The following is an 11,876-nucleotide window of genomic DNA, read 5'->3' as shown; positions in this document are numbered from 1 at the left end:
CCCAAAACCGGAGCGGCATGGTAACGGATGGATACCCTTCGGCTCCACTGGCGATGGATGCACGGACGATGTCTGCGTAGAGTGGGCAAAAAACACACAAGGACCACCTTATGTGCCTGATTGTTTTCGCCTGGCGGCCGGGGCATGCCCAGCCGCTGATCGTCGCGGCCAACCGTGACGAATTCTACGCCCGGCCCAGCCTGCCGCTGGCGCAATGGCCCGAGTCGCCGCAGGTTCATGCCGGACGGGACCTTGAGGCCGGGGGAACCTGGCTCGGACTGGGTGCCAACGGTCGCTTTGCGGCGCTGACCAACATTCGCGATCCGCATCAGCCTCCGGCTCGACGTTCTCGGGGCGAGCTGGTGGCGGGATTTCTGACCGGAAACCTGTCGATCGATGACTATTTGTCCGACGTTGTCGCCCGTTCGCCGGACTATGCCGGCTTCAACCTGCTGCTGGGCAATGCCAACGAGCTGTGGCACTTCAATGCGCGGTCTTCGGAACCGGTGATGTTGCAGCCCGGCGTCTATGGTCTGTCCAACGCCGGGCTGGATACGCCGTGGCCGAAACTGCTCAAGGCCAAGGCGGCATTGAGTGCGGTGCTGGATGATCCGCAGCCCGAGCGGTTGTTGGCTTTATTGAGTGATGCGCAAACGGCACCGTTTGCTGATCTACCGGATACCGGTGTGGGATTGGCGACCGAGTCGCTGTTGTCGAGTGTGTTTATTGCCAGCCAGAGCTATGGGACTCGGGCGAGTACGGCGCTGATTGTGCAGGCGGACGGGACGCGGCGGATGATCGAGCGCAGTTTCGGGCCGTATGGCGGGCATCTGGGGGAAGTGGAGATCGACCTATGAAGATCGCAGCCCGAAGGCTGCGATCTTGTCTTTCTAGAGCGGTTTGACCGCCGCCGGATTGACCATCTTCGCCAGACCGAGGTTCTTCAGCGCCAGTTGCAGCGAGCTGTGGATGACCTGCGGGTTGTCGATGGTCATCAGTTCCGCCAGCAGATCCTTGGCCTTGCTCAGGTGGATCTGGCGCAGCATCCATTTCACCTTCGGCAGGTTGGTGGCGTTCATCGACAGGCTGTCGAAACCCATCGCCATCAACAGCACCGCTGCCGCCGGGTCACCAGCCATCTCGCCGCAGATGCTCACCGGCTTGCCTTCGGCATGGGCGTCGCGTACCACGGTTTGCAGGGCTTGCAGCACCGCCGGGTGCAGGTAGTCGTAGAGATCGGCCACCCGTGGGTTGTTGCGGTCCACCGCCAGCAGGTACTGGGTCAGGTCGTTGGAGCCGACCGACAGGAAGTCCACCATCCGCGCCAGCTCTTTGGTCTGGTAAACCGCCGCCGGAATTTCGATCATCACGCCCACCGGCGGCATCGGCACGTCGGTGCCTTCGTCGCGCACTTCACCCCACGCCCTATGGATCAGGTGCAGCGCCTCTTCGAGCTCGTGGATGCCGGAGATCATCGGCAGCAGGATCCGCAGGTTGTTCAGGCCTTCGCTGGCCTTGAGCATCGCGCGGGTCTGCACCAGGAAGATTTCCGGGTGGTCGAGGGTCACGCGAATCCCGCGCCAGCCGAGGAACGGGTTGTCTTCCTTGATCGGGAAGTACGACAGCGACTTGTCGCCGCCGATGTCCAGGCTGCGCATGGTCACCGGTTGCGGGTGGAACGCGGCGAGCTGCTCGCGGTAGATCGCCAGTTGTTCCTTCTCGCTCGGGAAGCGCTGGTTGATCATGAATGGCACTTCGGTGCGGTACAGACCAACGCCTTCGGCGCCGCGCTTCTGCGCCCGCGCCACATCGGCCAGCAGGCCGGTGTTGACCCATAGCGGCATGCGATGACCATCGAGGGTCACGCACGGCAGGTCGCGCAGGGTATCGAGCCCCAGCGCCAGTTGCTTCTCTTCCTCCACCACCTCGGTGAACTGCTTGCGCAGCACTTCGCTGGGGTTGGTGTAGACCTCGCCTCGTGTGCCATCGACGATCATTTCGATGCCGTCGACCTTGGCGTACGGCAGGTCGACCAGACCCATGACCGTCGGAATGCCCATGGCCCGGGCGAGAATCGCGACGTGCGAGTTCCCCGAACCAAGCACCGATACCAGACCGACCAGCGTGCCTTCCGGCACCTCGCCGAGCATCGCCGGCGTCAGTTCTTCGCTGACCAGAATGGTCTTTTCCGGGTAGACCAGGTTCTGCTGCCGCTCTTCCTGCAGATAGGCGAGCAGGCGTCGGCCCAGGTCCTTGACGTCCGATGCCCGCTCACGCAGGTACTCGTCGTCCATCAAATCGAAACGGTTGACGTGATCGGTCACGACCTGACGCAACGCGCCCTGGGCCCACTGCCCGGTCTTGATCACGTTGGTGATTTCGCTGCCCAGCGAGGCATCGTCAAGCATCATCAGATAGACATCGAACAGGGCGCGCTCTTCCGGACGCAGCTGGGTCGCGAGTTTGGCCGACAACGCACGCATGTCGGCGCGCACGCCTTCAATGGCGGTCTTGAACAGCGCCAGTTCCGCGTCAATGTCGGTGATGGTCTTGTCCGGCACCACGTCCAGATCCGCCGGTGGCAACATGACCACCGCGGTACCGACCGCCGCACCCGGTGAACCCGGCACGCCGACGAACTTGGCTTCCTGGATGCCCTTGCCCTGACGGCCAAGACCACGGATGGAACCTGTGGCCTCGGCGTGAGCGATTACGCCCGCGAGCTGCGCGCTCATGGTCACGAGGAAGGCTTCTTCACCCTCATCGAACTGGCGGCGTTCTTTCTGCTGGATGACCAACACGCCGACGACGCGGCGGTGGTGAATGATCGGCGCCCCGAGGAACGAGGCGTAGCGCTCCTCGCCGGTTTCGGCGAAGTAACGGTAGCGCGGGTGATCCGCGGCGTTTTCGAGGTTCAGGGGTTCTTCACGCGTGCCGACCAGGCCGACCAGACCTTCGTTGGGTGCCATGCTGACCTTGCCGATCGAGCGCTTGTTCAAGCCCTCGGTGGCCATCAGCACGAAGCGGTTGGTCTCAGGATCAAGCAGGTAGACCGAGCAGACCTGGCTGCCCATGGCCTCTTTGACGCGCAACACAATAATCCCCAACGCCGCCTTGAGATCCTTGGCGGAGTTAACTTCCTGGACGATCTTGCGCAGCGTATTGAGCATGGCTCGGGGTCGAACTCCGTCGTCAGTCGCGCGCTAAAAGGCGCGGGGCAAGCTCTTTGAGAGCGCGGCGATACACTTCGCGCTTGAATGTCACCACCTGGCCCAACGGATACCAATAACTGACCCAGCGCCAGCCATCGAACTCCGGTTTACCGGTCAAATCCATCCGCACCCGCTGCTCGTTGGAGATCAGGCGCAGGAGAAACCACTTCTGTTTCTGGCCGATGCACAGCGGTTGGCTGTGGGTTCGCACCAGACGTTGCGGCAAACGATAGCGCAACCAGCCCCGGGTACAGGCGAGAATTTCAACATCTTCGCGTTCCAGGCCAACTTCTTCGTTCAGCTCGCGGTACAAGGCGTCTTCCGGCGTCTCCTCGGGATTGATTCCCCCCTGTGGAAACTGCCAGGCATCCTGATTGATACGGCGAGCCCATAGCACCTGGCCGGCGTCATTCGTCAGAATGATCCCGACATTAGGGCGGAAACCATCGGGGTCGATCACGGCAACAACCTCGCAAACGCATGTCGCCGCATTGTTCCACAAAGGTTGTGAAGGCGGCAACGAAGGTTCCGAGCTTATGTGCACTCTTGTGAAAAGACCGTATTCTTGTGGCCTTTTTACTGACTTTTCAGCGGGTAACTGCAATGCGCCTGGCTTTATTCGATTTGGACAACACCCTTCTGGGCGGCGACAGCGATCACGCTTGGGGCGATTATCTGTGCGAACGCGGCTTCCTCGACCCGATCGCCTACAAGGCACGCAACGACGAGTTCTATCAGGATTACCTGGCCGGCAAACTGGATAACGCGGCCTACCTGAACTTCTGCCTGGAAATCCTCGGCCGCACCGAAATGGCCGTGCTTGAGCAATGGCACAACGATTACATGCGCGACTGCATCGAGCCGATCGTTCTGCCCAAGGCGCTCGATCTGCTGAAAAAGCACCGCGACGCCGGCGACAAACTGGTGATCATCACCGCCACCAACCGCTTCGTCACCGCGCCGATTGCGGTGCGCCTGGGCGTCGAAACCCTGATCGCCACCGAGTGCGAAATGCAGGACGGCCGCTACACCGGACGCAGCACCGACGTGCCGTGCTTTCGCGAAGGCAAGGTGACGCGCCTGAACCGCTGGCTGGAGGAAACCGGGTATTCGCTGGAAGGCAGCTACTTCTACAGCGACTCGATGAATGACCTGCCACTGCTGGAGCAGGTGGCGAATCCGGTGGCAGTCGACCCGGATCCGAACCTGCGGGCCGAGGCCGAGAAGCGCGGTTGGCCCGTCATCAGTCTGCGCGGCTGATATCGCCATCGCTGGCAAGGCCAGCTCCCACAAAGAATTTGTGAACGCCTCAGATCAATGTGGGAGCGAGCCTGCTAGCGAACGGGGTCGACGCGGTCCCAAGCCTTAAACCGGCTTCGCCCCCATCAACGCCGCAATGGCCAGAAATCCGACGCCGCTGACAATTGCCAGCGCCAGATTGAATTTCCGGTTGCCGACCCCGCTGGTCCATAGCCGATTAAGCCGAACAAGCAGCCAGACCGCGCTGAATGTGGCCACGGCATAGATCACGCTGGACCCCAGAATCCAGAACTGTCCCAACGGCCAGCCAATCAGGTGCACCAACCACCAGCCGGTGAAAGGCATGCTGAGCACGCCGATCAGCATCAGACACCAGACGAACAACCAGGGTCGCTGCATCGTGCTGGCCGGCCCCTCGCTGCGATTACGCCAGGAAACAGCGGCGAGCCCCAGCCCGCTCGCCAGTATCACCACGGTCGCCGCGACGTGAAGGACTTTCAGGGTGGTCAGGGTTTCCATGAATTTCTCTTTCCTTGGGCCATACCCATCAGCGTAGCCGTTCAGCCAAGAAACAGCTGATAGGCCGGGTTGTCGCTTTCGTCCCAGTATGGGTAGCCGATTTCCTCAAGGGCTGCGGGCACCAGATGACGCTCGTCGTGGGGCACTTGCAGACCCGCCACCACACGACCGTCCGCTGCACCGTGGTTGCGGTAGTGGAACATCGAGATGTTCCAGCGCCCGCCGAGCTTGTTGAGGAAGTTGAACAGCGCGCCCGGACGCTCCGGGAACTCGAATCGCAGCACCACTTCATCGACCACGTGCGCGGCGCGACCGCCGACCATGTGGCGAATGTGCAGTTTGGCCAGTTCGTTGTCGGTCAGGTCGAGCACCGGGAAACCCTGCTCGGTCAGGCTCGCCAGCAGTGCGCTGCGCGGGTCGTTGTCCGGGTGGGTCTGCACGCCGACGAAGATGTGCGCTTCGCTGCCATTGTTGTAGCGGTAGTTGAATTCGGTGATCTGGCGCTTGCCGATGGCCTCGCAGAAGGCCTTGAAGCTGCCGGCCTTCTCCGGGATGGTCACGGCGATGATCGCTTCGCGGCCTTCACCCAGTTCGGCGCGCTCGGCAACGTGGCGCAAACGGTCGAAGTTGACGTTGGCCCCGGAGTCGATGGCCACGAAGGTCTGGCCGCTGACACCGCGCTGCTCGACATATTTCTTGATCCCGGCCACGCCCAGGGCGCCGGCCGGTTCGGTGATCGAACGGGTGTCGTCGTAGATGTCCTTGATCGCCGCACAGATTTCGTCGGTGCTGACGGTGATCACCTCGTCGACGTAGTCCTTGCAGATGTCGAAGGTGTGCTGGCCGATCTGCGCCACCGCCACGCCATCGGCGAAGATGCCTACGGTCGGCAGCACCACGCGTTCGCCTGCCGCCATCGCCGCTTGCAGGCAGTTGGAGTCGTCGGGCTCGACGCCGATGACTTTGATGTCCGGGCGCAGGTATTTCACGTACGCCGCGATGCCGGCGATCAGACCGCCGCCGCCCACCGGTACGAAAATCGCATCCAGCGGCTGCGGGTGCTGGCGCAGGATTTCCATCGCCACGGTGCCCTGCCCGGCAATCGTGTGCGGATCGTCGTACGGGTGGATGTAGACGTAGCCTTTTTCATCGACCAGTTTCAGCGAGTAGGCCAGCGCTTCCGGGAAGGAATCGCCGTGCAGCACGACCTTGCCGCCACGGGAGCGCACGCCTTCGACCTTGATCTCCGGGGTGGTCTTGGGCATCACGATGGTCGCTTTCACGCCCAGCACTTTCGCCGCCAGGGCCAGGCCCTGCGCGTGGTTGCCCGCCGACGCGGTGACCACACCGCGCGCGCGCTCTTCGTCGCTCAACTGGGTCAGCTTGTTGTAGGCGCCGCGAATCTTGAACGAGAACACCGGCTGCAAGTCTTCGCGCTTGAGCCAGATGTCGTTGCCCAGCCGCTCGGAGAGCTGGCGGGCGTTCTGCAGCGGGGTTTCTACGGCAACGTCATAAACGCGCGAGGTGAGGATCTTCTTGACGTACTGTTCGAGCATCGGAAAGCATCACTGAGCGGGTTGGGCAGGGCCAACGAGTCTAACCCGGGTTTCGGCCGGACGACCACACGAATCCCGAGGTTTTAGCCCGGCCTGAGGCTATAATGCCGGCCTTTCCGTTCTTACCTTGCCCGCTTCCGGAGCCCGCATGACCCAGGATCAACTCAAACAGGCCGTGGCCCAGGCCGCCGTCGACTTCATCCTTCCGAAACTCGACGACAAGAGCATCGTCGGCGTCGGCACCGGCTCCACCGCCAACTGCTTCATCGATGCCCTCGCCCAGCACAAGGGCGCTTTCGATGGCGCGGTCGCGAGCTCCGAAGCCACCGCTGCGCGCCTCAAGGGCCATGGGATTCCGGTGTATGAGCTGAACACCGTGAGCAACCTGGAGTTCTACGTCGACGGTGCCGATGAAAGCGACGAGCACCTGAACCTGATCAAGGGCGGCGGCGCAGCCCTGACCCGCGAGAAGATCGTCGCCGCCGTGGCCCAGACCTTCATCTGCATCGCCGACGCCAGCAAACTGGTGCCAGTGCTGGGCGCGTTCCCGCTGCCGGTGGAAGTGATCCCGATGGCCCGCAGCCATGTGGCCCGCCAACTGGTGAAGCTGGGCGGTGACCCGGTCTACCGCGAAGGCGTGCTGACCGACAACGGCAACATCATCCTCGACGTGCACAACCTGCAGATCACCAACCCGGTGGAACTGGAAGCGCAGATCAACGCGATCGTCGGCGTGGTCACCAACGGTCTGTTTGCGGCGCGTCCGGCGGATCTGTTGTTGCTGGGCACCAGCGAAGGTGTGAAGACCCTCAAAGCTGAATAACCAGGCTGCCCACATTTTTATGGGCGGATGAAAAACCTGTGGGAGCGAGCTTGCTCGCTCCCACATTTGGTTTTTTGGGGTATCAGTCAGTTCTGCGCAGGCTTTCTGAAGACATAAAACAGATTCGGCTCGCTCACCAGATACAACGTCCCGTCATCATCCATCGCGATACCTTCCGCCTGCGGCACGGTTTTCTTCAGGCCCTGCCGGCCACCGTTCAACGACATGGTGCTCAACGGGCGCCCGTCCACATCCAGCTCCAGAATCAGCCTTGACTCATCGGACAGCGCCAGCAAATGGCCGCTGCGCTCGTCGTATTGCAGGCTCGACAGATCGCGCACGAACATCCCGGCATCGCGCTTGGGATTGTTGATCACGTGTACTGCGTAGGACTTTTCCGGATTGAAGTGCGGGAAACCGTGCACTTCATAAATCAGCATCGGATCCCGCTCCTTGGCCACGAACAGGCGTTTGCCCACCGAGTCGTAAGCCAGGCCTTCAAAGCCCTTGTTGCCGCTCATGTGCACACCGAGGGTCATTTGCTCGGCATCCGCTGCATCAAGGAACGTGGTGTCGTGCTCCAGGCGAATCTTGATCAGCCGCTGCTGGCGCTCGTCGGTGATCACGTAGGTGTCGGCACTGATGAACTCCACCGCCTCCGGATCGCCAAAGCCGATCAAGGCGACACGGCGCAGGATCGTGCCGTCCAGTGACAGCTCGATCAGTTCGGCATTCTTGTTGGTTACGGTGAACAGGCTCTTGCGCACCGGATCGTAGGTCAGCGCGGAGACGTCGTCGTTCAGCCCGTCGATGACCTTCGCTTCGATCTCTACCCGATATTGATCCAGCCCGATGGCCTCACTGCTCATCGGTTGCCAGAGCGCATGCAGGTTGAACCAGGCACGCTCGAACAGACGCATGTATTGGCCGATCGCAATCAGCGCGATCAGGGCAATCACCGACAGGATGATGAACAGGGGCTTGGGACGGGCAAGTCGACGCATTCGGGGCAGGCTCGGTATCAAAACAGGCGGATGAAATATCACGCCTGTCTGAACTGAAGCTTAATGGCCACTTGCCTCAAGCCACAACTGCACAGATCTGCAATTGCTGTGAGAGTCGTTACTTCTGTTTTTCGAAGCGGTAGAACAGGTTCGGCTCGCTGACCATGTACAGCGTGCCCGCCTCGTCCATGGTCACGCCTTCGGCGCGGGGAATGGTTTTCTTCAAGCCGTTGAAACCGCCGAGCAGGGTCATGAAGCTGACTTGTTCGCCCTTCTCGTCGAGTTCCAGCAGCAAATGCGAATCGGCGGACAACACCAGGGTGTGGCCGGTGCGCGGGTCAATTGCCAGGGCCGAGAGGTTGCGCAGGTCCAGTTCGTCGCTGTCGAGTTTCTGCTTGTCGCCCTTGAGCGTCTGGCTGCCGTCGCTTTTCCAGGTGAACAGTGCGGGCGGACGCTCTTCGCCCAGCAGCAGTTGCTGATTGCGGGCGTCCCAGGTGATGGCTTCGAAGGCCTTGTTCTGATCTTTCGACGGGCCGAGGTCGTATTTAGGGAAATCATCACGCTTCAGCTCGCGGGTCTCGGCATCGACCTTGACGATGGAGAGCAGGTGCTCGCGCTCATCGACAATCGCCATCAAGCCGTTCTCCATCACCGTCAGGCCTTCCGGATTGCTCCAGCCCACCAGCGGCATCTTGCGCAGCACGTCACCCTGCAGGGTCAGCTCCACCAGAAACGGATTCTTGCCCATCACTGAAAACAGGGTTTTGGTCTGCGGATTGTAGGACAGGTCCGAAGCTTCGTCCTTTTCCATGCCCGGCAGCAGCTTGGCGTCGATGACCACCCGGTAGTCCGGGAGCCAGACGCTTTCCTGTTTCTCGGCCGGGCTTTCGAAACGCTCCAGCACCCACAACAGGCCACGGTCATCCCAATGCATGGCAAACGCCAGCCCGTACGCAGCGGCGGCTACCAACAAAAGCCAGGAATACCAACGCAGAGCGAAGCGTGAACGGCGAGCAGGTTTGAGCTGAGTTTGAGATGACATCGAAGGACGCGTTCCGAAAATTCAGGCTACGGGTAATAGCACAAAGAGGCCGGCTCAGACGCCAGAATGACCGGAATTATCCGGACAGGATGTGAAAAAAACGGTAAATGGCTGGAATGCCTTATGTGTTTGCGAGCTGCAACACAAAACAAATGTGGGAGCGAGCTCGCTCCCACTGCTTTACTCAGAATTGCAGTCAGCGAACGCTGCTGGTGAAGCGGCTGGCGCCGGGCAGTTCCAGCACGATCTCATCGCCGACATTCAACGGACCAACGCCCACTGGCGTACCGGTCAGGATCACGTCACCGGCCTGCAGCGAGAAGCAGCCGGCCATGTGCTGGATCATCGGCACGATCGGGTTGAGCATCGCGCTGCTGTTGCCGTCTTGGCGCACTTCGCCGTTGATGGTCAGGCGGATACCGATGTCGGTCAGGTCGGCGAAGGTGCTGCCGACCACGAACGGTGCAATCACCGCCGCGCCGTCGAACGACTTGGCGATTTCCCACGGCAGACCCTTGGACTTGAGCTCGGCCTGCTTGTCGCGCAGGGTCAGGTCCAGCGCCGGGGCGAAACCGGAGATCGCGTCCAGCACTTCTTCACGGCTCGGTTTGGTCGACAGCGGTTTGCCGATCAACACGGCGATTTCCGCCTCGTAATGCACCGAGCCACGCTCGGTCGGAATGCTGAAACCGCCTTCCAGCGGCACCACGCAACTGCCGGGCTTGATGAACAGCAACGGCTCGGTAGGCACCGGGTTGTCCAGTTCCTTGGCGTGTTCGGCGTAGTTACGGCCGATGCACACCACTTTCCCCAGCGGAAAATGAATCCGCGTACCGTCGACATACTGGTGCTGATAGCTCATTACCGACTCCTGCCTTCATTGATTCATCAGGGATTGCCAATCAAACCGCGAAAATCTTGCCCGGGTTCATGATGCCGTTCGGGTCGAACACCGCCTTGACCGCTTTCATGTATTCGATTTCCACCGGTGAGCGGCTGTAGGTCAGGTAGTCGCGCTTGGTCATGCCCACGCCGTGTTCGGCGGAAATCGAACCGTTGTACTTCTCGACGGTTTCGAACACCCACTTGTTGACGGTGGCGCACTTGGCGAAAAACTCGTCCTTGCGCAGGTTGTCCGGCTTGAGGATGTTCAGGTGCAGGTTGCCGTCGCCGATGTGGCCGAACCAGACGATTTCGAAATCCGGGTAATGTTCGCCGACGATCGCATCGATTTCCTGCAAAAATGCAGGGACTTTCGAGACGGTGACCGAGATGTCGTTCTTGTACGGTGTCCAGTGGGAGATGGTTTCGGAGATGTACTCGCGCAGCTTCCACAGGTTCTGCAACTGGGTTTCGCTCTGGCTCATCACGCCGTCCAGCACCCAACCCTGCTCCACGCAGTGTTCGAAGGTTTCCAGGGCGGTGTTGGCCACTTCTTCGGTGGTCGCCTCGAATTCCAGCAAGGCATAGAACGGGCAGTCGGTTTCGAACGGCGCCGGGACATCGCCACGGCCCATGACCTTGGCCAGGGCCTTGTCGGAGAAGAATTCGAACGCAGTCAGGTCGAGCCGGCCCTGAAAGGCGTGCAGTACCGGCATGATTGAATCGAAATCGGCGGTGCCGAGGACCATTGCGGTCAGGTTTTTCGGCGCACGGTCCAGACGCATGGTGGCCTCGACCACGAAACCCAGGGTGCCTTCGGCGCCGATGAACAGCTGGCGCAGGTCATATCCGGTGGCGTTCTTGATCAGGTCTTTGTTCAGTTCCAGCACATCGCCCTTGCCGGTCACGACTTTCATGCCTGCGACCCAGTTGCGGGTCATGCCGTAGCGAATGACCTTGATCCCGCCGGCATTGGTGCCGATGTTGCCGCCAATCTGACTGGAACCGGCCGAAGCGAAGTCCACCGGGTAGTACAAGTCATGTTCTTCGGCCGCGTTCTGCAATTGCTCGGTGACCACGCCCGGCTGACAGACGGCGGTGCGGTCGGTCAGGTTGATGTCGAGAATCTGATTCATGTAGTCGAACGACACGACCACTTCGCCATTGGCCGCCACGGCTGCGGCGGAGAGCCCGGTGCGCCCGCCCGACGGCACCAGCGCGACTTTGTGTTCGTTGGCCCAGCGGACGACGGCCTGCACCTGCTCGATGGTCTTGGGAAACACGATGGCGCTGGGCGCCGGGGCGAAGTGTTTGGTCCAGTCCTTGCCGTAAGCGTTCAGGGAGTCGGCATCGGTCAGGACTTTGCCAGGCTCGACCAGGGTCTTCAGTTCATCAATCAGGGCAGGATTGGTCATCGACGGAACTCTCGAACAATTCATGGTCATCCTGAGAACGCTTCACGTCGCAGGAATGAGTGTTTAGCGGGGTGGCTATGCTAGCATACCGACCCCGCAGGCCAGTGCCCAAGGCCGGTTCTGCGGTGACGGCTTTCTTGTCGTCCAGGTCAATGTCTGTTGA

11 protein-coding genes are annotated in these 11,876 nt (G+C 61.0%); 3 read left to right on the top strand and 8 right to left on the bottom strand.

The genetic code is table 11. The features are described from left to right. The first annotated feature begins 110 nt into the window (after window positions 1–110). A complete protein-coding gene (locus tag QRN46_RS04590) occupies window positions 111–857 on the top strand; it encodes an NRDE family protein (protein WP_221615945.1) in 747 nt (248 codons plus the stop codon). A 33-nt stretch (window positions 858–890) separates the two neighbouring features. Here QRN46_RS04590 and ptsP read toward each other — a convergent pair whose 3' ends face one another. Continuing rightward, on the bottom strand, window positions 891–3,170 hold the full coding sequence (gene ptsP / locus QRN46_RS04585; RefSeq protein WP_011336423.1) for a phosphoenolpyruvate--protein phosphotransferase: 2,280 nt from the start codon (window positions 3,168–3,170) through the stop codon (window positions 891–893). A 22-nt stretch (window positions 3,171–3,192) separates the two neighbouring features. Further along, a complete protein-coding gene (locus QRN46_RS04580) occupies window positions 3,193–3,672 on the bottom strand; it encodes an RNA pyrophosphohydrolase (RefSeq protein ID WP_003229203.1) in 480 nt (159 codons plus the stop codon). Between the two features lie 143 nt (window positions 3,673–3,815). Here QRN46_RS04580 and QRN46_RS04575 point away from each other — a divergent pair, with 143 nt between their 5' ends. Then, on the top strand, window positions 3,816–4,472 hold the full coding sequence (locus tag QRN46_RS04575; RefSeq protein WP_285354339.1) for a histidinol-phosphatase: 657 nt from the start codon (window positions 3,816–3,818) through the stop codon (window positions 4,470–4,472). A gap of 105 nt (window positions 4,473–4,577) precedes the next feature. Here QRN46_RS04575 and QRN46_RS04570 read toward each other — a convergent pair whose 3' ends face one another. Both QRN46_RS04570 and ilvA read right to left on the bottom strand, forming a co-directional pair. Next, a complete protein-coding gene (locus tag QRN46_RS04570) occupies window positions 4,578–4,991 on the bottom strand; it encodes a DUF2269 family protein (protein ID WP_011336425.1) in 414 nt (137 codons plus the stop codon). 41 nt (window positions 4,992–5,032) lie between these two features. Continuing rightward, window positions 5,033–6,547 carry a threonine ammonia-lyase, biosynthetic gene (ilvA, locus tag QRN46_RS04565; RefSeq protein ID WP_011336426.1) on the bottom strand — a complete coding sequence of 505 codons (1,515 nt, stop codon included), beginning with the start codon at window positions 6,545–6,547 and terminating at the stop codon, window positions 5,033–5,035. A gap of 148 nt (window positions 6,548–6,695) precedes the next feature. Here ilvA and rpiA point away from each other — a divergent pair, with 148 nt between their 5' ends. Then, entirely contained in the window at window positions 6,696–7,370 is a 675-nt protein-coding gene (gene rpiA, locus QRN46_RS04560; protein ID WP_007953476.1) for a ribose-5-phosphate isomerase RpiA, read from the top strand. A gap of 86 nt (window positions 7,371–7,456) precedes the next feature. Here the strand turns inward: rpiA and QRN46_RS04555 are convergent, their stop codons facing one another. The 4 genes from QRN46_RS04555 to QRN46_RS04540 form a co-directional block, all read right to left on the bottom strand. Continuing rightward, the gene (locus QRN46_RS04555; RefSeq protein ID WP_285354338.1) at window positions 7,457–8,374 is read right to left on the bottom strand and encodes an SdiA-regulated domain-containing protein; all 918 of its coding nucleotides are present in this window, start codon (window positions 8,372–8,374) and stop codon (window positions 7,457–7,459) included. A 118-nt stretch (window positions 8,375–8,492) separates the two neighbouring features. After that, window positions 8,493–9,416, bottom strand: a complete 924-nt coding sequence (locus QRN46_RS04550) for an SdiA-regulated domain-containing protein (protein WP_285354337.1) — start codon at window positions 9,414–9,416, stop codon at window positions 8,493–8,495. Between the two features lie 196 nt (window positions 9,417–9,612). After that, the gene (locus tag QRN46_RS04545) at window positions 9,613–10,278 is read right to left on the bottom strand and encodes a fumarylacetoacetate hydrolase family protein (RefSeq protein WP_007953483.1); all 666 of its coding nucleotides are present in this window, start codon (window positions 10,276–10,278) and stop codon (window positions 9,613–9,615) included. A gap of 40 nt (window positions 10,279–10,318) precedes the next feature. Continuing rightward, window positions 10,319–11,713 carry a D-2-hydroxyglutarate dehydrogenase gene (locus tag QRN46_RS04540; RefSeq protein ID WP_285354336.1) on the bottom strand — a complete coding sequence of 465 codons (1,395 nt, stop codon included), beginning with the start codon at window positions 11,711–11,713 and terminating at the stop codon, window positions 10,319–10,321. Between the last annotated feature and the right edge of the window lie 163 nt (window positions 11,714–11,876).

Source organism: Pseudomonas sp. lyk4-R2A-10 (genome assembly GCF_030209075.1).
GTDB lineage: Bacteria > Pseudomonadota > Gammaproteobacteria > Pseudomonadales > Pseudomonadaceae > Aquipseudomonas > Aquipseudomonas glycinae.
Note: the sequence above shows the minus strand (reverse complement) of the source record. Positions and strands in the feature narration are given on the sequence as shown.